Genomic DNA, 22,368 nt, shown 5'->3' on the forward strand with positions numbered 1-22,368 from the left:
GTGATCACCAGATCCCTCGGCCGGTCGACCGGCGCGCAATGTAGTTGGCGCCCAGGACCAGCACCAGCCCGACCAACGACTGCAGCAGCCCCATCGCGGTACCGACGCTGAACTGCAGCCGGCCCAGCCCCTCCCGGTAGACCCAGGTGTCGATCACGTCGGCCACGTTGTAGACGGCCGAGTTGTAGAAGGCGAGGATCTGCTCGCCGCCGGCGTAGAGGATGAATCCGAGGTTGATCGTCAGCACGAAGGTGATCACCGGCAGGATCGCCGGCACGGTGATGTAGCGGATCCGCTGCAGCGGCCCGGCGCCGTCGATCGCGGCCGCCTCGTACAACTCGTCGTCGACGGTGGCCAGCGCGGCGAGGTAGATGATCGTGCTCCAGCCGATCTCCTTCCAGATCCCGGAGCCGATCAGGATCGGCCGGAACCAGTCCTCGGAGAGCAGGAAGTCGATCCGTTGCTGGCCGACGGCGTCGAGCACGTTGTTGATCAGCCCGGAGCCGGTCGAGAACATCGCGAAGACGATCCCGTACACGATGATCCAGGAGAAGAAGTGCGGGATGTAGATGATCGTCTGGCTGATCTTGGTGAAGACGCGGGTACTCAGGTCGTGCAGCAGGACGGCGAGGATGATCGGCGGGAAGAAGCCGAAGACGAGCCGGAGCAGGCTGATCTCCACGGTGTTGGAGAACACCTGCAACAGCTGCGGATCGGTGAAGATCTCGACGAAGTTGTCGAACCCCACCCAGGGGCTGCGGGCGATGCCGCGACCGAGCTTGAGGTCCTTGAAGGCGACGATGAAGGACAGCACGATCGGCCAGTACTGGAAGATCACGAAGTAGGCCGCGACCGGCAGGAACAGCAGGTACAGCAGCCGGTACTTGATCATGCGTTGCCAAACCGTCAATCGCGGCCGGGACGCCACAGGGGCCAGCACCAGACTCTCCCTCTCGACGGTGAGCGAGTCGCATCTATTGAATGGATTCAATCTGTGAAGTCTTGCCAAGCCCGGCGGTGCTGTCAAGGGTGTCGAGTGATCCGGGTCACTGGCCGGACCGGAGCGGATCCGCCGCGGTCCGGCCGGTCAGACTCCCGGTGCCGAGGTGCGGATCACCAGGGACGGCGGGAAGACCGTCGCCTCGTGCCGGTGCTGGTCGCCCTCGGCCAGTTCGGCCAGCAGCCGCTCGACCGCGGTCCGGCCGATGGCGTACTTGGGCTGGACGACGGTGGTCAGCGGCACCGGCGCGTCGGGCGCGATCGCCAGGTCGCCGTAGCCGACGACCGCGACGTCGTCCGGCACCCGTACCCCCTCGGCGGCGAGGCCGCGGATCACGCCGATCGCCAGCTGGTCGTTGATGCAGAACACGCCGCGGGGCAGCGGACCGGAGCGGGCCAGCCGGTGCCCGGCCTCGACGCCGGCGGCGGTCGTCATCTCGGCCAGTTCGAACTCGACCAGCTCGGCCGGATCGACTCCGGCGCCGCGCAGCGCGTCGACGGCGCCGAGCCGGCGCTGACTGCACTGCGGGATGTCGTGCGGGCCGTTGATCAGCGTGATCGGCCGGGTCTCGTCCGTGGTGGTGGCGAGCAGGTGAGCGGTCGCGATCTCGCCGCCGCGCCGGTCGTCGACGACCACCGAGCAGCCCTGGGCCGGATCGGCCAGCCGGTCGATCAGGACCAGGTGGGCGCCCATCGAGCGGAGCCGTTCGAGCCGGCTCTCGTCGGCCGTCAGCGGTACGGCCAGCGCACCGGCGGCCCGGTGCTCGCCGAGGGTCTCCAGCTGGCGGCGCTCCCGGTCCGGGTCGTCCCGGCTCTCGCAGAGCACCACCGCGTAGCCGGCCGCGTCGGCGGCGTCGGAGATGCCGCGGGCGATCTCGGCGTAGAACGGGTTCGTGATGTCCGGCAGCACCAGCCCGAACAGCCGGTTGTGGCCGCGGCGCAGGGTCGCCGCCGCATGGTTGGGGACGAAATCGAGGCGCTGGATCGCGTCCAGCACCCGGCTCCGGGTCTGCGGCGAGACGATCTCGGGCCGGTTCAGCGTGTTCGAGACGGTCGCGGGTGAGACCCCGGCCTCGCGGGCGACCTCGATCAGGTTGACCCCGCGGCGACGCGACGCAGCCACTTCTCGCCCCTTTCTCAGCCCGGTCAGCGAAGTCTAGGAGGTCCGTCGGTCCTGAAACGCTTCAGCAGCGGCGTCGCTAGGCTGAGCCCATGACCCTGAACGATCCCGTCCAGCCGCGCGCCGTGCCCGGCACCGACCTCGTGCTCAGCCCGATCACGCTCGGTACGACGCCGCTGAACGACCCGGAGCTGGCCGAGGCGATGCTGACCGGACCGTACGGGGCGATCGACACCTCGAACGCGTACGGGGCGGGGCAGAGCGAGACCGCGCTCGGTGTCGCCCTGGGCCGGCTCGACTCCGACCGGCGCGCCGTGATCACCAAGACCGACGCCGAGCCGGGGACCGGCCGGTTCGACCGGGACCGCGTGCTGCGCTCGTACGAGGAGAGTCTGACGCGGCTCGGCCTGGACCGGGTGCAGCTGCTGCACCTGCACGATCCGTACTCGATCTCGATCGAGGAGGCGTTCGGCCCCGGCGGCGCGGTGCAGGGGATGCGCGAGCTCAAGGAGCAGGGCGCCGTCGACCTGATCGGCATCGCGGCCGGCCGGAACAGCCTGATGATCGAGTACGTGAGCAGCGGCGCGTTCGACGCCGTGCTGACCCACAACCGGCACACCCTGATCGATCGGTCCGCCGCGCCCTTGCTCGAGGAGGCGGCCCGGCGGAACATGATCATCTTCAACGCGGCGCCGTTCGGCGGCGGGCTGCTGGCCGGGCGGGGCACCCGGTACGCCTACCAGGAGAGCTCGGCGGAACTGCTGGACTGGGTGCGCCGGGCCGAGGCGGTCTGCACCGAGCACGGCGTCCCGCTGACCACCGCGGCCCTGCACTTCTCGCTGCGCTCGCCGCTGATCCACTCGACGGTCGTCGGCGTCGGCAGCGCGGAACGGCTGGAGCAGCTGGAACGGATGCGGGCGACGGAGGTCCCGGAGGCGCTCTGGACCGCCTTGGACGAGCTCGGCCCGGCCCCGAGCACCGTGACGGACTGACCGTCCGGCCGGGGCAATCGATCATGGAGTCGCTGCGCCGGCGCCACAAGATCACCTTCGCGCACCGCGGGCTGTGCGGCCGGCACCCGGAGAACACCCCGCCGTCGCTGGCCGCCGCGATCCCGTACGCCGACTACTGCGAGATCGACGTCCGGGTCACCGCGGATGATCAGCTGGTCCTGATGCACGACGCGACCCGGATCCCGACGCTGCGGGAGGCCCTGGAACTGCTGGCCGGCACGACCTGCGGCGCGCTGCTGGAGCTCAAGACGGACAGCATGGAGCTGGTCGCCGCCGAGCTGACCCGCCATCTCGCCGACCATCCGGACGCCCGGGTCGCGGCGGCGTCGGTGGTCCCGGCCCGGTCGGCCGAACTGCGCCGACTGCTGCCGGAGTCGATCATCGGCGTGCTCTTCCTGGACGCCGGGACGATCACCGACGCCGAGATCGCCGGGTACGCCGACTACGCGGACTTCCTGTGCTTCCGGACCGATCGGATCACCGCGGCCCTGGTCGACCGGGTGCACCGGGCCGGCCTGTTGATCATGCACAACACCAACACCCGGGCCTTCATGGACGAGGGTGCGCTGGCCGGCGCGGACGGCACCATGACCGACTGGCCGGACCGCCGGGAGGAGTCCCACCTCGGCGTCGCCGCGCCGATGATCGAGGCCGAGTCGCTGCTCGGCGTGGCCCGAACCTCCGGGCCGCTGCCTCGCCGGCGCGGTGATCACGGACTGGGTTTCAAGTTCTCCGGCCGGGCCGGCCTCGCCGTCGACCTCGCGGCCGGCGACTGGCTCGAAGTCCCGTTCGTCGCCGGCCCAGGCCGGACCGCCGTCCACTGCGCACTGGTCCGGCACCCGGCCGGCGGCGTGCTCGACGTGGCCCTGGACGGAGCTCCGCGGGCCAAGGGCGTCGATCTCCGCGGGCCATCGCCGTCGCAGCGGACGATCGAGATCAGCGAGGCCCTGGCAGCAGGGCCGCACCGGCTGCGCTTCACCGCGGTCGACGCGGCACCGGGCACCCTGCTCCTGGACGGCCTCGCGCTGCGCTCGTGATCATCCGGTGGCCGGGACCGAGGCCGTACGGGGAGCCAGGCAGGCGACGGCGACGACGGCACCGACCGCGGTGAGGGCGCCCAGGCCGATCAGCAGGCCCGGGTAGCCGCCGAGGGCGAGACCGGCGCCCCCGATGGTCGCACCGGCGAACACGCCGAGGCTCATCCCGGCGGCGTTCAGGGCCAGCGTCGGCGCCCGCCGGCTGGCCCGTTTGACCAGCTGGTCCACGACGGCGGCGGCGATCACGGCGTGGCAGATCGCGGTGGCGGCGGTGCCGGCGAGCGCGATGATCAACATCGGCGCCGTGAAGATCAGCGCCAGCGCGCCGGTGGCCGCGACCAGGCCGATGATCAGCAACGGCTTGGCGGCGTCGCCGGGCAGCCGGGCCAGGGCTCGCCCGGCGAGGAAGTTGCCGAGGAAGAAGCTGACCCCGCTGACGGTCCAGACCAGGGCGAACTGGGCCACGTCCAAGCCGAAACGATCATGGTAGAAGGCGGCCAGGAAGGCCAACTGGCCCATGAACGCCGCGGTCCGCAGGAACGCGATGATGATCAGTCCGGCGACGACCCGGTCACGCAGGACGGACCGCAGGGCGAGTCCGGTCAGCGCATCGCCGGGCCGCTTGCCGGAGGACTTCCAGGGGTTGCGGGCCAGCGATCCGGCCACCAGCAGCAGCGCGATCGCGGCGGTGAGCACCAGCGCGCCGCGCCAGCCGGGCCAGAGCGCCAGCAGCCCGACCAGGGGACCGGCCAGGATCGCCGCGATGGTCTGGCCCGCGGTGATCATGGTCGCGGCCCGGCCCGAGCTGGCGGCATCGGTGAACCGGTCGGCCGCGAGGGCCAGCAGGACGGGGGAGAGGGCGGCGGTGGCGGCGCCGATGCCGAGGCAGAAGATGATCAAGGTCGGGTAGCTGCCGACCGCCCCGACCAGGCAGGACAGGGCGAGCACCGCCAACGCGACGGTACGGACCCGGAGCCGGCTCCAGCGGTCGATCAGCGGCGCGAGCAGCACGCCGATCAGCAGCGCGGCGATCCCGCCGAGCCCGCGCAGGGTGCCGACCGTCGCGGCGTCGCTGCCGGCGTCCGCGGCGATCTGGACCAGGAACGTGGAGAAGACGGTGAACGGGACCAGACCGATCACGGCACACACCAGCAGCGGCCAGATCGTCGCCGCGATCCGCCGGTCCGGCAGGGGCTTCGGGCTGTCGACCCGCTCGGCGCCGGCCACGGGCTGGCTCATCGCTCCAGATCCTCGAGATACTGGGAGAACCGCTCCAATCCGTCGACGTTGCGCGGGCCGCTGATGCCCTCGTTGTAGTCGAGCACGAAGAACCGGTTCGCCTTCACCGCCGGCAGATCCTTCGTCTTCGGATCGTTCCGCAGGAAGTCGATCTTCTCCTGTGCCGGCTGGTCGTTGTAGTCCAGGATCATGATCACCTCGGGCTGAGCGTCGACGACGGCCTCCCAGGCCACCTGGGTCCAGCGCGCCTCGAGATCGGCGAAGACGTTGCGCCCGCCGGCGTATTCGATGATGTCGTTCGGTGGCACCTGCTGGCCCGCAGTGAAGGGCTGGTCGGTGCCGGAATCGTACAGGAAGACCCGGGGCCGGTCGTCGTCCGCGATCTCCCGGGTCGCGGCGGCGACCCGCTGCCGCAGCTCAGTGATCACCGAGGCCGCGCGGTCCTCGACCCCGAAGATCTGGCCGAGTCGTTCCAGGTCGACGTAGAGCCCGTCGAACGGCCGGTGCCGTTCCGGGAAGCCCGGGTAGTTGAAGCAACTCTCGGCGTGCATGAAGCTGCCAATGCCGAGCCCGTCCAGGATCTCCGGCGTGATCCCGCGCCGATCGCTGAAGCCGGAGTTCCAGCCGGCGACCACCAGGTCGCCCTTCGCATCGACCACGATCTCCTTGTTCAGCAGGTCGTCGCTGAGCAGCTCGACCTTGGCGTACTCGGCGGCCCACGGTGACTCACTGACCGGCGGGTTGGCCGGCGGCATGACGTAGCCGCGGACCCGGTCGGTCAGCCCGAGGCTGAACAGCTTGTCCGCGCTGCCGCCCTCGTAGGCGATCGCGCGCTCCGGCTTGGTGTACTGCACCTGTTCCCCGCAGCGCTGCACGGTCACCGTGTTCCCGGCCGCGGGCGGGGCGATCTGGGCTCCGCAGCCGGACGCGAGCAGGGTGCCGCAGACCAGGGCGATGCCGGCGCGTTTGATCATGATCAGGAGCCTTTCGGTACGGGATCGGGCGGTGTGGTCGAAGACGTCGAGAGGGTGTGCAACAGCTGCGGGCGGCCGCTGACCGGGTGCGGGATGATCACGGTGTCGATCCCGAACACGTCCCGGACCAGCGACTCGGTCAGCACCTCGGCCGGCGGGCCGTGCCGGACCAGCCGGCCGGACTCGAGCACCGCGAGCCGGTCACAGACCAGCGCGGCGAGATTGAGGTCGTGCAGGACGACGAGCACGGTCAGGCCGGTGCCGCGCAGGGCGGCCAGCGCGCCGACCTGGTGCCGCAGATCCAGGTGGTTGGTCGGTTCGTCCAAGATCAGGATCTTCGGCTCCTGGACCAGCACCCGGGCCAGCTGGACTCGCTGCCGCTCGCCGCCGGAGAGGCCGTGGATGCCGCGGTCGGCGAGCTGGGTCAGCTCCAGCCGCTCCATCGCGTCCGCGCAGAGCTGCCGTTCCCGCTCGCTCAGCGCGCGGTTGCCGGACTGGTGCGGGGCCCGGCCGAGCGCGATCAGTTCGGCCACGGTGAAGTCGAGGTCGGCACCGTTGTCCTGGGTCAGCGCGGCGACGCTGCGGGCGGTGGCCCGGGGCGGCAGCCCGGCGATCGGCCGGCCGTCGATCATGATCACGCCGCCGGTCGGGGCGAGGGCGCGGTAGATGCAGCGGAGCACGGTCGACTTGCCACTGCCGTTGGGGCCGATCAGCCCGACGATCTCACCGGTGGCCACGGTGAGGTCGAGTTCGCGGACCAGGTCGGCTCCGTCGATCGAGACCGAGAGCGCGCTGAGTTCGAGTTCCATCTCAGCGACCGCCGAAGTGGTAGCCGCGGCGCCGGATCAGGCCGACGAAGACCGGTACCCCGACCAGGGCGGTGATCACCCCGAGCGGCAGCTCCCGGGGCGCGACGACGACCCGGGAGAGCAGGTCAACCCAGACCATGAAGATCGCCGCCGCCGGGGGCGTGATCATGATCACCCGGGCGTGCCCGGGCCCGGCCAGCAGCCGGACCAGGTGCGGCAGCACCAGCCCGACGAAGCCGATCGCGCCGCTCACCGCGACCATCGCCCCGGTCAGCACCGCGGTGATCACGAACAGTCGCCGGCGGACCTGGTCGGACCGGATGCCGAGGCTGGCCGCGGTCTCGTCGCCGAGCGACATCAGGTCGAGGGTCCGGCTGTGCCGGTGCATGATCACCAGACCTGCGGCCACCACGAAGGCGACCACCGGCAGCGAGGACCAGGTCGCGGCGCCGAAGCTGCCCATCGTCCAGTACAGGACGGTGGCCGTGGACTCGCTGTTCGGCACCAGGTAGATGATCACGCTCATCAGCGCCTGGAACCCGAACGAGAGGCAGACACCGGTCAGCACCAGCCGCAGCGGCTGCAGGCCGACCCTGGTCCGGGCAGCCAGGAAGACCAGCACGGACGCCGCGGCCGCGCCGAGGAACGCTCCCACGGACAGCGCGTGGACCCCGAGCACCGCGAGCAGGCCGAGGCTGCCGACGGCGACCGCCCCGGCCGCCGCGCCGGACGACACCCCGAGCACGTACGGGTCGGCGAGCGGGTTGCGGACCAGGGTCTGGACGACCACGCCGACGCAGCCCAGCCCGGCGCCGACCACCGCGGCCAGCAGCACCCGCGGGGTCCGGATCTGCCAGATGATCTGGTACGCCGACGCCTCCTCGGCCGGCAAGGTATCGCCGAAGATCGCCGCGGACAGATAGCGGCTGGTGTCCAGCGGACCGATCGCGGCCGGGCCGAGCCCGATCGCGATGATCACCGAGATCAGCAGCAGCACGCAGAGCAGCACGGCGACGAGTCCGGCCGGGACGGTGCGTCCGGCAGCGGGACGCGGGCGGGTCCGGGACGCGGGCGAGTCGAGCACCGCCCGATCCTAAACGAAAACGACAGTCAGTTGCGATTCGACGGACTGTGCAAGGATCCGGTCATGAATCGCAGCGCCATCATCTTCCACGGCACCGGGGCGAATCCGGACGTCTGCTGGCTGCCCTGGCTGCGCGAGCGGCTGACCGAGCGTGGCTTCGCCGTCGAGGCGCCACACTATCCGGGCCTGAACGTCGAGCCGATCGACGCGTTTCTGCCCGAGGTGCTGGCGAACCACACCTTCGACGACGGCACGGTCCTGGTCGGCCATTCCGGCGGCGCGGCCCTGCTGCTCGCCCTGCTCCAGCACCTGGACGTCACGGTGGCCCAGGCGATTCTCGTCGCGGGCTACGCGACGGAACCCAACGACAGCGAGGAACCCGTGCTGCAGCGGGACTACGACTGGGCGGCGATCAAGGAACACGTTCGCGATCTGGTCTTCATCAACTCGCCGGCGGACCCGTACGGCTGCGACGATCGGCAGGGCCGGGCCATGTTCGACCGGCTCGGTGGCACCTTGATCATCAGGAACGGCGGGCACTACGACGACCTCGACTCGTTCGAGCTGCTGGACCGTCTGATCGACTGAGGCCCTGCGCCCGCGGGTCAGGTCGCGGCGAGGATGAGGTCCTTCAGTTCGCTCAGCGTGGCGAGGCGATAGCGGGCCCCGGAGAAGTCCTGCGAGCGGGTGAAGGCGTTGTCGACGACGGCGCAGTCGATCCCGGCGGCCAGGGCCGAGGTCAGGCCCCGCTCGGAATCCTCGACCACCAGGGTCTCGTCCCGGGTGGCGCCGAAGCGCTTCAGGCCGGTCAGGTAGGGCTCCGGGTGCGGCTTGGAGAACTCGTAGTCCTCGAGCGTGAGCACGAACTCCATGGACGACGTGATCTTCCGCTTCTCGTGGATGATCTCGAAGTCGGCCCGCTTCGCCGTCGTCACGATGGCCATCCGGACCTGCCGGGAGAGTTCGGCGAGGGTGTCGAGGACGCCTTCGATCTCGATGGCCTCCGTGCTCAGGTACTCCCGGTAGTAGGCGTCGCGGACGGCGCGCTGCCTGGCGATCGTCCGGTCGTCGATACCCGCGGCCCTGGCCTGGTTCCAGGTCGCGGCACCCCGGGTCATGTCGCGGAGGTACTGCTCCCGGTCCAGGGTGAAGCCGATGTCGGCCAGGGCGCGCTGCCCGGCCTTGAAGTACCAGGGCTCGGTGTCGACCAGCACGCCGTCATGATCGAAAAGGACGAACTTCTTCAATCCGGGGACCTTCCGGTGGCCGCTTCAGCCGGAGAAGGCGGGCCCCGGCCTCGAGTCGCCCATGATCATAGCCGTACGGTGACGCTGACCCGGCCCTGACTGTCACGCTCGGCGATGGCGTGTCCGGTGCGGGTGGTCCCGTCGAGTTCGATCATGATCGGCCCGCCCTCGCCGAGGAAGTTGCGCCACCACTTCTTCCGCTCCGGCATCATCACGCCGATGATCACCGTGTCCCCGTCGCGCCGGAACCCGACCGGGGTGGAGAAGGTCCGCCCCGAGCGCCGGCCGGTGTAGGTCACGATGGTCAGGCTCCGCCGGAGCCAGGGGCCGAGCAGGGACGAGTCGCGCAGGCCGAGGATGAAGGCATTGAACCGGTCGACCGCCTGTCGGGGAAGGGTCTTCGCTGTCGGCACTGCTGCTCCGTTCGCTTGTTGATCATGAACCTTCGTTCACCGTACCCGGAATAAGTGGAGAACCCCATCCACTTAGGTAAAGTGAGAAACATGGCCGATCAGCACTCTCGGATCGCCGTCGTCGACGGCGATCCGGCCGAGCCGCCGGCGCTGCGCGCCGACGCGCAGCACAACCGCGACCGGATCCTCGAGGTCGCCCGCGACCTGTTCTCCGAGCGCGGCCTGGACGTGCCGATGGCCGCCATCGCCCGCCGGGCCGGCGTCGGGGTGGCGACGCTCTACCGCCGGTTCCCGACCAAGGAGGAACTGATCGGCGCGGTGTTCGCCGAACGGTTCGAGCACTGCCTGACCCTGTTCGCCGCGGCCAAGGTCGATCCGGATCCCTGGCGGGCCTTCTGCACGGTGGTCGAGCAGGTGTGCGCGATGCAGTCGGGCGATCGCGGGTTCCGGGCCCTGCTCAGTGCGACGCTGTCCGGCGCCTTCGACCTGGAGCAGGCCCGTGATCATTTCCTGGACGGCTTCGCCGTCGTGGTCCGCCGGGCCCAGCGGGCCGGCCGGCTCCGGCGTGACTTCGCCGAGGCGGACCTGTCGCTGATCCTGCTGGCCAATGGCGGCATCGTCGCCGGCACGGCCGAGGCGAGCGTTGCGGCGTCGCGGCGGCTGCTCGGTTACCTGCTCGACTCGTTCCGGGCGGACCGGAGCGAGCCGCCGGGGCCGCTGCCGCCGCCGGTCCGGCTGGACCTGATCGAGGCGGTCCGCAGCGGCGCCTGACCAAGATCAGGAACCCTGCCGCAGGGTCAGTCGGTCGCCAGATCAGGCAGTACGGAAGCGCGCCGGCGCCCCCACTCCAGGGCGCTGGCGATGCCGTCGGCCAGGGACTGCTCGGCCCGCCAGTCGAGCAGCCGGTGCGCCTTGTCCACGTTCGCGTACGCGCCGATCGCGTCACCCGGCCGCGGCGGCTTCTCCCGCGTCGGCACCGGCCGGCCGTAGACCTCCTCGAAGGTGGCCAGCAGCTCCCGGACCGTGACGCCGGACCCGGTGCCGAGGTTGATCACCGAGCTCGGTGCGTCCTCGGCGGCGAGCACGTCGTCGAACCGTTCCACCGCGGCCACGTGCGCGCGGGCGAGGTCCCAGGCGCCGACGTAGTCGCGCAGCCCGGTGCCGTCCCGGGTCGGCAGGTCGGTGCCGGTGATCTCGAAGGCGTCGATCCGGCCCTCGGCGGCCGCGACCAGCCGGCCGAGCACGTGCGACGGCACCGGGTCGTAGATGCCGGAGCGGAACTCGGGATCGGAGCCGATCGGGTTGAAGTAGCGCAGCATGATCGTCCGCAGGTCGGTCGCCGCGGCCAGGTCGCGCAGCGCCAGCTCCATGATCATCTTGGTCCGCGCGTACGGCGACGTCGGCGCCAGCGGGGCCGACTCGTCCACCTCGAACTGGTCGCTGAACGCGTAGATCGAGGCCGACGACGAGAACACCACCCGGGGGCGGCCGAGGTCCGTCAGGTGCTGGCACAGCTCCAGCGACTTGGCGACATTGTTGACGTAGTAGCGGTACGGCTCCTGGACGCTCTCCGGAACCACGATCAGGGCGGCGCAATGAATCGTGCGGTCGATCTCGTGGTCGGCGACGATCTTCTCCAGCAGCGGCCGGTCGGCGATGTCGCCTTCGTAGAAGACGCGGTTCGCGACGAACTCGCGACGGCCCCTGACCAGGCTGTCCAAGATCACCGGCTGGTGGCCCGCCTGCTCCAGGGCGGTGGCGATGATACTGCCGAGATAGCCGGCTCCGCCGGTCACGAGAACTCTCACAGGCCCGAGTGTAAACAGGTCCGGCCGGGCGCGGCCCGGAAGTCGATCAAGAAGGCTTGATCCAGCTGACCGCGGACACCAGCGCGTCGCTGGCCGCGTCCCGGACCCTTCGCAGCTCGCGGGAGCGCAGGTCGGATTCCCAGGACGAGATCGAGCCGCCGTCGTCGCTCAGCGCGAGATCGGCGGCGGCCAGCATCCGCAGCGCCTTGGCGATCGCATTGCGTTGCAGCGGGGGATAGCCGGGCGCCCAGATGGAGATGTCGGGCGGGCGCCAGCCGGCCATAGCGCCGCCGGCCAGCTCCAGCGTCTCCAGCGTCCGGGCCGCCTCCAGGACCGCCTCCCGGAGCATCCGTTCGCTCTCGTACGGACTCGGCGGCGGAGCCGGCAGGGTCGCGTTGAAGACCCGCCACTGCAGGGCCCGGCCGACCCGGATCGGGACCAGCCCCAGCTCACCGCCGCTGGCCAGCACGGCGGCCCCGGCGGACAGCGCAGCGGTGTTGAGGTCGACCGGCCCGCGCAGCCCGCCCAGCACGCCGGGCCGGGGCAGCGCCAGTTGCCACTGGGTCCGTTCGATCACCAGGCAGCGCGGCAGCGCTCGCTCCCAGGTGATCGCGCGGGTGCTGTCGACGTCCAGCAGGTCGTCCGGGTCGACGACATGGTGGGCCACGTCATCGGCCACGATCTGGGTCGCCGCCACCTCAACGCTGACCCGGTTCGCCAACAGCGCGTTCAGGTGCGTCGTCAGCCGGACCGACGCATCAACCTCCATCCGGTTGAGCTTAGTGGTGCGTGTCGGCCGTGCGCCCGCGAGCCCCGATCTTTCATGATCTTGGTCGGCTCGGGGCGGGGGGATCAGCGCTCCAGTTCCCGTCGCCGGGTCGACTGCAGGGCCTTCTGCAGTTTCCGCAGATCGCGCCGGGAGGGATGCCGTACCCGGAGCGTGCCCATGCCGACCGAGCCGCGCAGCAGCAGGACCGGCTTGCCGTCCGACGGTGTCGAGGCGATCTTGGACCGCGCCGTACCCCAGGAGGAGGAGAGCCGGTCGGTGTTGGCCGCCCAGCCCTCCGGCACCACGATCACCACGGTGCCCATCGACGCGATCACCTCGATGTCGATCACCCGGGCGCGGGTGGTGGCCTGCAGACAGTTCAGCCGGACGGTCCCGGCGCCGCCGTTGATCCGGACGAACGGCGGCAGTTCCCACTCGCCGGTACGGACCACCGAGGACCAGCCGCCGTCGAGGATCAGCGGATCGTGCTCGGAGAAGCCGGGCAACTGGGGCAGCGGCGCCTCGTTCACCGGCGCCGGCTCGGGGTCGGGCCCGCCGAGGTCCTCGAACAGGACATCGAGGTCGGCGAAGGTCCGGGCGGTCAGCGCGCGTTCCAGTCGCTCGTCCAGTTCCTCGAGGGTGATCCGCCCGTCGGCGGCCGCATCGCGGAGCGCTTCCGCGGCGGCGTCGCGTTCGCCGTGGCCCACCCTGATCCGCTCCCGGCCGCTCTCGGTCATGACGACAGGGTAGACAGCGACGATGCCGTCATTCAGGTCGGCGCTCGCGAAGCGGACCGGCCCGGTAGGTTTGACGCATGGTGGCAGTGGCGGACCTGGCCGGGGTGAGCATCGTGCGAGGAGGCACGAAGCTGCTCGATGATGTCGACTGGGCCGTCGACGAAACGGATCGCTGGGTCGTGATCGGCCCGAACGGCGCCGGAAAGACCACGCTGTTGCAGATCCTGGCTGCTCAGCTGCACCCGACCTCGGGCGTCGCCGGCCTGCTCGGCGAGGTGCTCGGCACGGTCGACGTGTTCGATCTGCGGCCCCGGATCGGTCTGGCCTCGGCGGCGCTGGCCGACCGGATCCCGAAGGGCGAGCGGGTCCACGACGTCGTCGTCTCGGCTTCGTACGCGGTGCTCGGCCGGTGGCGCGAGGACTACCACGCTCTTGATCATGACCGGGCCGCCGGGCTGCTCCGGCAGCTCCGGGTCGATCACCTGGCCGACCGGACCTTCGGCACCCTGAGCGAGGGTGAGCGGAAGCGGGTCCAGATCGCCCGGGCGCTGATGACCGACCCCGAACTGCTGTTGCTCGACGAGCCGGCGGCCGGGCTCGACCTGGCCGGCCGGGAGTCGCTGGTCCGGACCCTCGGCGACCTCGCCCAGGATCCGGCGGCACCCGCCTCGGTGCTGGTCACCCACCATGTCGAGGAGATCCCGGCCGGGATCACCCACGCTCTGCTGTTGCGCGAGGGCAGGATCGTCGCGGCCGGCCCGCTGCGGGAGACCCTGACAGCGGAGACACTGAGCGAGACGTTCCGGCTGCCACTCGCACTGGCCGAGATCGACGGCCGCTGGACGGCACGTTCGGCGAACGGCCGAGGAGGTGTCGGATGAATCTGCTGGACTGGCTCGGTGATCACGTCTGGGCGATCTGGCTGGCGCTCGCGTTGTTGTTGGGGATCGCGGAGATCCTCTCGCTCGACCTGGTGTTGATCATGCTCGCGGTCGGCGCCCTGGCCGGTGCCGGCGTGGCCGTGGTGGCACCGGACCTGTGGTGGCTGCAGATCGGCGTGGCCACCGCGGTTTCCTTGATCACGTTGCTGTTGCTGCGCCCGACGCTGCTGGACAAGGTGCGCAACATGCCTGGCTACCGTTCGTCGACGGACAAGCTGCTCGGTGCTTCCGGGGTGGCGATGTCGGCGATCGACAAGTCGGGCGGCGAGGTCAAGCTGGACGGGATCAGTTGGTCCGCCCGTCCGTACGATAGCTCGATGGTGATCGATGCGGGCACCGAGATCGAGGTGTACGAGATCGACGGTGCGATCGCCGTTGTCTATCCCAAGCATGATCAACTCCCGTAACGGGAGACTGCGTTCTCCAAGAGAGAGGTAACCATGGATCCGATCTCAGTCATTCTCGGGATCATCGTCATCGGCCTGGTGGTCGTCCTGCTGGGCAGTGCGATCAAGGTGATCAGACAGCAGCGCGTCGGCGTCGTGGAGCGGCTCGGCAAGTTCCGCCGCACCCTCGATCCCGGGCCGCACCTGCTGATCCCGGCGCTGGACAAGGTCCGGTACAACATCGACATGCGGGAGACCGTGGTCCCGTTCCCGCCGCAGGGCGTGATCACCGAGGACAACCTGATGGTGAGCATCGACTCGGTGATCTACTTCCAGGTGATCGATCCGGTCCGGGCGGCGTACGAGGCGCAGAACTACATCCAGGCGATCGAGCAGCTGACCCAGACCACGCTGCGCAACATCATCGGCGGCATGGATCTGGAACGGACCCTGGTCAGCCGCGACGAGATCAACGGCCGGCTCCGGGTGGTGCTCGACGAGGCGACCGGCAAGTGGGGCATCAAGGTCAACCGGGTCGAGCTGCGCTCGATCGAGCCGCCGCCGACGATCCGGGACGCGATGGAGAAGCAGACCCGGGCCGAGCGGGACAAGCGGGCCGCGATCCTGACCGCGGAGGGCCAGCGTCAGTCGCAGATCCTCTCCGCCGGCGGTGAGAAGGAGTCCGCGATCCTCCGCGCTCAGGGCGATCGCGAGGCCGCGATCCTGCGGGCCCAGGCCGAGCGTCAGTCCCAGATGCTGAAGGCCGAGGGCGAGGCGCAGGCGATCACCACGGTGTTCAACGCGATCCATGCCGGCCAGCCCGATCAGGCGCTGCTGTCGTACCAGTATCTGCAGATGCTGCCGAACATCGCCAAGGGCGACGCCAACAAGGTCTGGGTGATCCCGGCCGAGATCGGCAAGGCCCTGGAGGGTCTCGGCGGCGCGGTGAGCTCGGCCACCTCCGCCATCCCGAGCACGGTGAAGGGCGAGTTCCAGCCGCCCGAGAAGGTCGACGTCCAGGCGGAGATCGAGCACCAGAACGCGATCGAGGCGGAGAAGGCCGCGGCGACGGTGCAGAAGGCGATCGACGAGGCCCAGCAGTTGGAGAAGCCGGTCTATCGTCCGGCCACGCCGAGCGTCGGTCAGTCGCCCGGGACGCCGGCCATCGGTACCGAGCCCGCAGCGCCCGCGGCCGAGCCGCCGCCGGCCGGGTCCGCGCCGCAGTTCGCCCCGCCGGCGGGGCAGCCGGAAGCCGAGACGGGAAATCCGCCCGGGAAATAAATCAATCGAAGTTATGAAAAGCTGGGTCCATGCATTTCGATCCAGTCCTCGTCCGGCGTCGCCTCGGACGACTGCTGCCGGAGCGCCTACGCCCGGCCGTCCACCCGCACACCCATGCGCTCACCGTCGAGCGGTACGACGTCGACGGTGAGCCGATCCCCGTCGCCGACGGGCTCGCGGCCGGCTATCAGCCGACCGAGGTGGGTGCCGCCTGGGGTTCGCCCTGGGCCACCACCTGGTTCAAGTTGACCGCCGAGGTCCCGGCCGACTGGTCGGGCCAGGAGTTGGAGATCCTGGTCGACCTCGGTTCCGAAGGCGGGCCCGGCTTCGCCGCCGAGGGCCTCGGATACCGGCCGGACGGGACGCCGATCAAGGGCCTGCACCCGTACAACCAGTGGCTGCCGGTCGATCCGGGCAGCACCAACATCGAGGTGTACGTCGAGGCGGCCTCGAACCCGCAGATCACGATGCGGGTGCCGACCCTGCTCGGTGACGTGGAGACCGCGCCGGACGAGCCGATCTACCGGCTGGGCCGGGCCGACCTGGCCGTGGTCGACGCCGAGGTCCGCGAGCTGGTGGCCGACTTCGACGTGCTCGGCCAGCTGGCCGAGGAACTCCCGGCCGACGACGTCCGCGGCGCCCAGCTCTGGGCGACGATCTCCGACGCGCTGGACGCGATCGACCTGCACGACATCTCCGGTACGGCGACGAAGGCCCGCGAGATCCTGGCCGTCGCGCTGGCCAAGCCGGCCAACGCGAGCGCGCACCGGCTGACCGCCGTCGGCCACGCGCACATCGACTCGGCCTGGCTATGGCCGCTCCGGGAGACCGTCCGCAAGGTCGCCCGGACCGCCTCCAACGTGGTCCAGTTGATGGATGATCACCCGGAGATGATCTTCGCGATGTCCCAGGCCCAGCAGCTGGCCTGGATCGAGGAGCACCGGCCCGAGGTGTTCGCCCGGGTCAAGGAGAAGATCGAGGCTGGGCAGTTCGTGCCGGTCGGCGGCATGTGGGTCGAGTCCGACACCAACATGCCGGGCAGCGAGGCGATGGCCCGCCAGTTCATCCACGGGAAGCGTTATTTCCAGGAGAAGTTCGGCATCGACACCCAGGAGGTGTGGCTGCCCGACTCGTTCGGCTACTCGGCCGCGCTGCCGCAGTTGATCAAGCTCAGCGGCTCCCGGTGGTTCCTCACCCAGAAGATCTCCTGGAACAAGACCAACCTGTTCCCGCACCACACGTTCTGGTGGGAGGGCATCGACGGCTCCCGGATCTTCACCCACTTCCCGCCGGTCGACACCTACAACTCCGACCTGTCCGCCGGCGATCTCGCCCGGTCCGCCCGCCAGTTCGCCGACAAGGCTCGGGCCAACCACGCCCTGGCCCCGTTCGGGTACGGCGACGGCGGCGGCGGCCCGACCCGGGAGATGCTGGCCCGGGCCGTCCGGACCGCCGACCTCGAGGGGTCGTCCCGGGTGGCGATCGAGAAGCCGGAGGCCTTCTTCCAGAAGGCCCACGACGACTACCCGGACGCCCCGGTCTGGTGGGGCGAGCTCTACCTGGAGATCCACCGCGGCACCTACACCTCGCACGCCAAGATCAAGCAGGGCAACCGGCGCAGCGAGCACCTGCTCCGCGAGGCCGAGCTGTGGGCGACCACAGCTGCCGTGCAGCATGGCGCCGAGTACCCGTACGACGCGCTGGACCGGCTCTGGAAGGTCGTGCTGCTGAACCAGTTCCACGACATCCTGCCGGGCTCCTCGATCGCCTGGGTGAACCGGGAGGCGCGCGCCACGTACCAGCAGGTCGGCGAGGAACTCGAGCAGTTGATCACCACCTCGCTCGGTGCCCTGGGCTCCGGCGAGGGCCAGTCGACGGTGAACGCCGCACCGCACGGCCGCAACGGCGTGCCTGCGCTGGGCGCATCGGCGACCGGCGAGGCGGCCCCGGCGACCGTGACCCTTCGACAGGCTCAGGGCACAGCCGATGGGTCGGAATTCCTGCTGGACAACGGAATCGTCACCGCGACGATCGGCGCCGACGGCCTGATCACCAGCGTTGTCGATCATGAAACCGGCCGCAACGCGATCGCGCCGAACGGGGTCGGCAACCTGCTCCAGCTGCACCCGGACGTGCCGAACGACTGGGACGCCTGGGACGTCGACTCGTTCTACCGCAACACCGTTGTCGATCTTCGCGGCGCCGAGTCGGTGACCGTCGCGGAGGACGTGCCGGCCGGGGTGCGGGTGGTCCGCAAGCACGGCGACTCGACCTTCACCCAGTTGATCAGCCTGGCCCCCAGCGCCCGGGCGCTGGAGATCACCACGGACGTGGACTGGCAGGAGCGCGAGACGTTCCTCAAGGCGGGCTTCGAGCTCGACCTGCGCGCCGAGGCCTCCAGCTCGGAGACCCAGTTCGGCCATGTGAAGCGGCCGACGCACGAGAACACCAGCTGGGACGCGGCGAAGTTCGAGATCTGTGCGCACCGGTTCCTGCACGTGGCCGAGCCCGGCTACGGCGTGGCGCTGGTCAACGACTCGACGTACGGCCACGACGTCACCCGGACCGTCCGCGAGGACGGCGGCACGTCGACCACGGTCCGGCTCTCCCTGCTCCGCGCCCCGCGTTGGCCGGACCCGGAGACCGACCTCGGCCAGCACCGGCTCCGGTACGCGATCGTGCCCGGCGCCGAGATCGCCGACGCGGTCCGTGAGGGCTACGCGATCAACCTGCCCGAGCGGACCGTCGCCGGTGCCGGCATCGAGCCGCTGATCACGGTCGACAACCCGTCCGTCGTGGTGGAGTCGATCAAGCTCGCCGAGGATCGCAGCGGCGACGTCGTGGTGCGGCTCTACGCGGCAGACGGCGGCCGAGCGACGGCGGGGGTCCACGCGGCCTTCGACGCCACCGCGGTCACTACGGTCGACCTGCTGGAGCGCCCGCTGATCGACGCGGACGCGTTGTCCAGCAACACCCCGGCCGACCTGTCCCTCTCCTTCCGCCCCTTCCAGATCCTCACCCTCCGCTACACCCGCTAAGAACCCCGCTGACCGGGCACAAAAGCAGCCGTTTTGACGGCGTGTCGCTGCACTTGTGCCCGGTCGGCGCGAGGGGTGGATCGGTGGTCAGGTTGGTGATCATGGCCGGCGGATCACCACGAGGCTTGGCCGGCGAGACAGCGGCGAGATGCCGCCGGCCATCGAACACCTCAGCCGGGCCGCGGCCTCATGGGTGCGAAACCTCGCACTCGACGAGGTCGATCAGCCTGCCTGGATGAGAACCGCCGGCTTCAGGACCTCCTCGCACCATTGCCGGAACGTCGTGGGCGAACTCGTCTCCGGGGTCCGCACGACGCCGCGGTCGAGTCCGGTCCGCTTGGCCTGCGCCATCTCCACCATCCCGTCGGCCATCGCCGGCGTCCAGCCGGATTTGATCATGACCTCCCGGTACGCGTCGTCCGACACCTGCTGGTACCGGACCGGGCGGCCGAGCACGTCGGAGATGATCATGGCCTGCTCGTCCGCGGACAGGTCCTCGGGCCCGAGCACCGGCACCTCGGCGACGCCGTCCCAGGTCCGGTCGAGCAAGAGCCGGGCCGCGGCGTCGGCGATGTCCCGGGTGGCACAGGCCGGGTCGCGGCGGTCGCCCGGCAGCGGACCGGTGAACACCCCGCGGTCCCGGATCGACGCCGCCTGCCGGGCCACGTTGTCCATGAAGGACGGCAGGGCGAGGGCGCGATAGCCGGTTCCGCCGGCCCCGAACAGGTCGTCCGCGGCGAGTGTCGCGGTGACCAGCCCGGCGCGTCCGGCCACGGCCGTGCCCCGGCCGAGGGCCGAGACGCCGACCACCCGCGGCACCCCATGATCACGGAGCGCCTCGACGGCCGGCCGGGTGAAGTCGGCGTACGCGGCCTGGAGGCTGTCGGCGCGCGGATTCGGCGGGATCAACCAGAAGACGGCGTCGGCGCCCTCGAAGGCGTGCTGCACGGTGGCTCGGTCGCCGTGCGATCCGGTGATCACCTCGACCCGGTCGCGGAGTTCGGCGGGCAGCTTGCCGGGATCGCGGGCGATCACCCGGACCGGCTCGTGGTCGACGACTCGCTGCAGGACTTGCCGGCCGATCTGGCCGGTCGGTGTCGTGATGATGATCATGGACTCAGTCAACGTCCGGGACGGCCGGTGCTGAAGGATCACCTTGATCACGATTGATACCTTGACGGTATGAGTGACCTCGAGGTACGTGAGCTGAGGTACTTCGTGGCCGTCGCGGAGGAACTGCACTTCGGCCGGGCGGCCGAGCGGCTCGGCATGGCGCAACCGCCGCTGTCCCGCGCGATCGGCCGGCTGGAGCGCCGGCTGGAGGTGTCGCTGTTCCGGCGGACGACCCGGGAGGTCAGCCTGACGCCGGCGGGGGAGTCGCTGCTTGCCGACGCCCGGATCGCGCTCGACGCGGTGGCCGCCGCCGAGCGGAGGACCCGGAACCTCGGCCGCCCGACGCCGTCACTGCGGGTCGCCTTCAAGGCGGACTTCGACGCCGGCCTGCTGCCCGCGATCCTGGAGGCGTTCGAACGCGAGCCGGCCGCCCGGCCGGTGGAGTTGATCATGGGCGGCCGCGGTGATCAGGTCCGGGCGCTGCGCACCGGGACGGCCGACGTGGCGATCCTGCCGACGCCGTTCGACGAGAACGGCCTGGACTGGGAGCCGCTGCTGACCGAACCCCGGCTGCTCGCGGTCGCAGCCACGGATCCGCTGGCCGGCCGCGGCGAACTCCGGCTGGCCGACCTCGCCGGGCGGGTCCTGCCGGACGGCTGGCCGGCCGACCGCGGTGATCAACCGGTGACCGGTACGACCCCGCCGCCGAGCACCGTTCCCGGGCTCAGCGGCCCGCTCGACCTGGCCCAGATCTTCAACCTGGTCGCGCTCGGTCGGGTCGTCTGGTTCGTACCGCGATCGATCGTCCAGCGCAGCCCGCGGCCGGACATCGCCTACCGCGTCGTGGCCGATCTGCCGCCGACCACCCTGACCGTCAGTTGGCCCCGGGTGACCCGCGACCAGGCGGTGGCCGCCTTCGTCCGGACCGCCGCCGAGGTCGCCGCGGCGGCCCACGATCCGGCCGCCCCGACCGGGCTCAGCCGCCGAGGGCGAGCTTGATCACTTCGGCGCCGGGCAGCCGGGCGGCGTCCGGTCCGGGCAGCGCGAGTTTGCTGCCGCGGATGCCGCTGCCGACGACGATCCACGGCTGTTCGGTGACGGCGGCGTCGACCAGGACGGGCCAGTCGGCGGGCAGCCCGATCGGCGTGATGCCGCCGTACTCCATCCCGGTCCGGCTGACCGCGTCGTCCATCGGTGCGAAGGAGATCTTGCGGACGTCGAGGTGCTTGCGGACGACCCGGTTCACGTCGGCTCGGTCGGTGGCGAGCACCAGGCAGGCCGCGGTCCGCTCGGTCTCGGCACGCCGGCCGGAGACCACGACGCAGTTGGCGGAGACCTCGAGCGGAACCGCGTACGCCTCACAGAAGGCGGCGGTGTCGGCGAGGGCGGCGTCGATCGGGGCGACCCAGGCCGGCAGGTCGAGGCCGGCCAGCGCGGCGACGACGGGCGGAGCGAGCAGTTCCGGGTGATCGGCGGCGGGCGCCCAGTCCAGGGTGCCGACCTCGGGCGCACTGGGGTTCTCGGTCATCGATGATCAGGGTAGCCGGACGGCCTGCCCCGCGGCGTACCGGCCCGGGGTGACGCCGAGCACCCGCCGGAAGTGCCGGGTCAGGTGGGATTGATCATGGAATCCGACCTCGGCGGCGACGTCGGCCGGCCGTTGCCCGGCGAGCAGCAGGTGCCGGGCCAGGTCGACCCGCCGCCCGGTCAGGTACTGATGCGGCGGCAGGCCGTACTCGGCGGCGAAGCTGCGGACCAGGTGTTCCGGGCTGGCCTGGAGCAGCCCGGCGGCCTCGGCGAGGCCGAGCCCGGTCCGGACCCGGTCGTCGAGCAGGCCGCGCAGCCGGACGGCCAGCGGTCGGTCCCGGACCGGCCTCGGGATCCCGTCGGCGCGGTCGAGATGGGCCTGGACCCGTTCCCGGATCAGCACCCACCGGCTCTCCGCTTCGAGCCGCTCCGGCGCGGCCAGCACGTCGTGCAGCCGGTGGATCCGGTCCCGCAGTGCCGAGTCGCGCAGCGTCGGCCGGTCCACGCCGGCGCCGACGCCGTGCAACTGGTCCGGCTCGAGATAGAGCACCCGCTTGACGAACCCGGACCGGGTCGCCGGATGCCCGTCGTGCGGTACGCCGGGCGGCAGCAGGGTCACCAGATCGGTCGTGCTGCCGTGATCCTGGCCCTCCAGCCGGTAGCCGATCGCGCCCTGGTCGACGATCAGCAGGGTCCAGTCGGCATGGGTGTGCCGCGGGTAGGCGTGATCGGTGAACCGGGCGTGGAACACCTCGGCGATTCCCGTGGCCTGCGGGCGCCAGGCCGTGATCTCGGTTTCGGGCGCCATATCAAGAACGTACAAGATCGATCCT

At 70.7% G+C, this 22,368-nt stretch carries 23 protein-coding genes; 9 read left to right on the top strand and 14 right to left on the bottom strand.

The genetic code is table 11. The features are described from left to right. Positions 1-4: 4 nt before the first annotated feature. Positions 5-892, bottom strand: a complete 888-nt coding sequence (locus ACFQU4_RS22425; protein ID WP_377496118.1) for an ABC transporter permease — start codon at positions 890-892, stop codon at positions 5-7. Between the two features lie 195 nt (positions 893-1,087). Next, entirely contained in the window at positions 1,088-2,122 is a 1,035-nt protein-coding gene (locus tag ACFQU4_RS22430; protein WP_377496120.1) for a LacI family DNA-binding transcriptional regulator, read from the bottom strand. A gap of 89 nt (positions 2,123-2,211) precedes the next feature. On the opposite strand from ACFQU4_RS22430, the gene ACFQU4_RS22435 reads away from it, so the two are divergent. Together ACFQU4_RS22435 and ACFQU4_RS22440 are read left to right on the top strand one after the other, a co-directional pair. After that, a complete protein-coding gene (locus ACFQU4_RS22435; RefSeq protein ID WP_377496123.1) occupies positions 2,212-3,111 on the top strand; it encodes an aldo/keto reductase in 900 nt (299 codons plus the stop codon). A 23-nt stretch (positions 3,112-3,134) separates the two neighbouring features. Beyond that, entirely contained in the window at positions 3,135-4,169 is a 1,035-nt protein-coding gene (locus ACFQU4_RS22440) for a glycerophosphodiester phosphodiesterase (protein ID WP_377496125.1), read from the top strand. Here ACFQU4_RS22440 and ACFQU4_RS22445 read toward each other — a convergent pair whose 3' ends face one another. The 4 genes from ACFQU4_RS22445 to ACFQU4_RS22460 are packed head-to-tail and all read right to left on the bottom strand — an operon-like array spanning position 4,170 to position 8,275. Beyond that, positions 4,170-5,408: an MFS transporter gene (locus tag ACFQU4_RS22445; RefSeq protein WP_377496127.1), complete on the bottom strand. Its 1,239-nt coding sequence runs from the start codon at positions 5,406-5,408 to the stop codon at positions 4,170-4,172. Continuing rightward, entirely contained in the window at positions 5,405-6,382 is a 978-nt protein-coding gene (locus ACFQU4_RS22450; RefSeq protein WP_377496129.1) for an ABC transporter substrate-binding protein, read from the bottom strand. Before ACFQU4_RS22450 ends, ACFQU4_RS22445 begins: the two co-directional genes overlap by 4 nt. A gap of 2 nt (positions 6,383-6,384) precedes the next feature. After that, a complete protein-coding gene (locus ACFQU4_RS22455) occupies positions 6,385-7,191 on the bottom strand; it encodes an ABC transporter ATP-binding protein (protein WP_377496131.1) in 807 nt (268 codons plus the stop codon). A 1-nt stretch (position 7,192) separates the two neighbouring features. Then, the gene (locus ACFQU4_RS22460; RefSeq protein ID WP_377496133.1) at positions 7,193-8,275 is read right to left on the bottom strand and encodes a FecCD family ABC transporter permease; all 1,083 of its coding nucleotides are present in this window, start codon (positions 8,273-8,275) and stop codon (positions 7,193-7,195) included. 63 nt (positions 8,276-8,338) lie between these two features. Here ACFQU4_RS22460 and ACFQU4_RS22465 point away from each other — a divergent pair, with 63 nt between their 5' ends. Continuing rightward, the gene (locus ACFQU4_RS22465; protein WP_377496135.1) at positions 8,339-8,863 is read left to right on the top strand and encodes an alpha/beta hydrolase; all 525 of its coding nucleotides are present in this window, start codon (positions 8,339-8,341) and stop codon (positions 8,861-8,863) included. A 17-nt stretch (positions 8,864-8,880) separates the two neighbouring features. Here ACFQU4_RS22465 and ACFQU4_RS22470 read toward each other — a convergent pair whose 3' ends face one another. Then, on the bottom strand, positions 8,881-9,522 hold the full coding sequence (locus ACFQU4_RS22470) for an HAD family hydrolase (RefSeq protein WP_377496137.1): 642 nt from the start codon (positions 9,520-9,522) through the stop codon (positions 8,881-8,883). Positions 9,523-9,587: 65 nt separating this feature from the next. Further along, positions 9,588-9,935, bottom strand: coding sequence for a nitroreductase/quinone reductase family protein (locus ACFQU4_RS22475; protein WP_377496139.1), 348 nt, complete (start codon positions 9,933-9,935; stop codon positions 9,588-9,590). A gap of 90 nt (positions 9,936-10,025) precedes the next feature. Here ACFQU4_RS22475 and ACFQU4_RS22480 point away from each other — a divergent pair, with 90 nt between their 5' ends. Further along, positions 10,026-10,706: a TetR/AcrR family transcriptional regulator gene (locus ACFQU4_RS22480; protein WP_377496141.1), complete on the top strand. Its 681-nt coding sequence runs from the start codon at positions 10,026-10,028 to the stop codon at positions 10,704-10,706. A 26-nt stretch (positions 10,707-10,732) separates the two neighbouring features. Here ACFQU4_RS22480 and galE read toward each other — a convergent pair whose 3' ends face one another. The 3 genes from galE to ACFQU4_RS22495 all read right to left on the bottom strand — a co-directional run bounded on the left by galE (position 10,733) and on the right by ACFQU4_RS22495 (position 13,249). Next, positions 10,733-11,743: a UDP-glucose 4-epimerase GalE gene (gene galE / locus ACFQU4_RS22485; protein WP_377496143.1), complete on the bottom strand. Its 1,011-nt coding sequence runs from the start codon at positions 11,741-11,743 to the stop codon at positions 10,733-10,735. A gap of 46 nt (positions 11,744-11,789) precedes the next feature. Then, a complete protein-coding gene (locus tag ACFQU4_RS22490; protein WP_377496145.1) occupies positions 11,790-12,512 on the bottom strand; it encodes a hypothetical protein in 723 nt (240 codons plus the stop codon). Between the two features lie 83 nt (positions 12,513-12,595). Next, positions 12,596-13,249, bottom strand: a complete 654-nt coding sequence (locus ACFQU4_RS22495) for a DUF1707 domain-containing protein (RefSeq protein ID WP_377496147.1) — start codon at positions 13,247-13,249, stop codon at positions 12,596-12,598. Positions 13,250-13,326: 77 nt separating this feature from the next. Here ACFQU4_RS22495 and ACFQU4_RS22500 point away from each other — a divergent pair, with 77 nt between their 5' ends. The 4 genes from ACFQU4_RS22500 to ACFQU4_RS22515 are packed head-to-tail and all read left to right on the top strand — an operon-like array spanning position 13,327 to position 18,895. After that, complete coding sequence (locus ACFQU4_RS22500; protein ID WP_377496149.1) at positions 13,327-14,130, top strand: ABC transporter ATP-binding protein; 804 nt, start codon at positions 13,327-13,329, stop codon at positions 14,128-14,130. Between the two features lie 2 nt (positions 14,131-14,132). Beyond that, complete coding sequence (locus ACFQU4_RS22505; protein WP_377496354.1) at positions 14,133-14,597, top strand: NfeD family protein; 465 nt, start codon at positions 14,133-14,135, stop codon at positions 14,595-14,597. A gap of 33 nt (positions 14,598-14,630) precedes the next feature. Then, on the top strand, positions 14,631-15,857 hold the full coding sequence (locus tag ACFQU4_RS22510; RefSeq protein WP_377496151.1) for an SPFH domain-containing protein: 1,227 nt from the start codon (positions 14,631-14,633) through the stop codon (positions 15,855-15,857). Positions 15,858-15,886: 29 nt separating this feature from the next. Then, the gene (locus ACFQU4_RS22515; protein WP_377496153.1) at positions 15,887-18,895 is read left to right on the top strand and encodes an alpha-mannosidase; all 3,009 of its coding nucleotides are present in this window, start codon (positions 15,887-15,889) and stop codon (positions 18,893-18,895) included. A gap of 222 nt (positions 18,896-19,117) precedes the next feature. On the opposite strand, the gene ACFQU4_RS22520 is transcribed toward ACFQU4_RS22515, so the two are convergent. Continuing rightward, positions 19,118-20,008, bottom strand: a complete 891-nt coding sequence (locus tag ACFQU4_RS22520; protein ID WP_377496155.1) for an NAD(P)H-binding protein — start codon at positions 20,006-20,008, stop codon at positions 19,118-19,120. 69 nt (positions 20,009-20,077) lie between these two features. Here ACFQU4_RS22520 and ACFQU4_RS22525 point away from each other — a divergent pair, with 69 nt between their 5' ends. After that, a complete protein-coding gene (locus ACFQU4_RS22525) occupies positions 20,078-21,007 on the top strand; it encodes a LysR family transcriptional regulator (protein WP_377496157.1) in 930 nt (309 codons plus the stop codon). Here the strand turns inward: ACFQU4_RS22525 and ACFQU4_RS22530 are convergent. Together ACFQU4_RS22530 and ACFQU4_RS22535 are read right to left on the bottom strand one after the other, a co-directional pair. Continuing rightward, on the bottom strand, positions 20,985-21,536 hold the full coding sequence (locus ACFQU4_RS22530) for a YbaK/EbsC family protein (RefSeq protein ID WP_377496159.1): 552 nt from the start codon (positions 21,534-21,536) through the stop codon (positions 20,985-20,987). The genes ACFQU4_RS22525 and ACFQU4_RS22530 overlap by 23 nt on opposite strands. Before the next feature lie 6 nt (positions 21,537-21,542). Next, positions 21,543-22,343 (bottom strand): AraC family transcriptional regulator, encoded by an 801-nt coding sequence (locus ACFQU4_RS22535; RefSeq protein ID WP_377496161.1) that lies wholly within the window; start codon positions 22,341-22,343, stop codon positions 21,543-21,545. Positions 22,344-22,368: the final 25 nt, after the last annotated feature.

The organism is Microlunatus sp. GCM10028923 (genome assembly GCF_042666975.1).
In the GTDB taxonomy this organism is placed as follows: Bacteria; Actinomycetota; Actinomycetes; order Propionibacteriales; family Propionibacteriaceae; genus Microlunatus.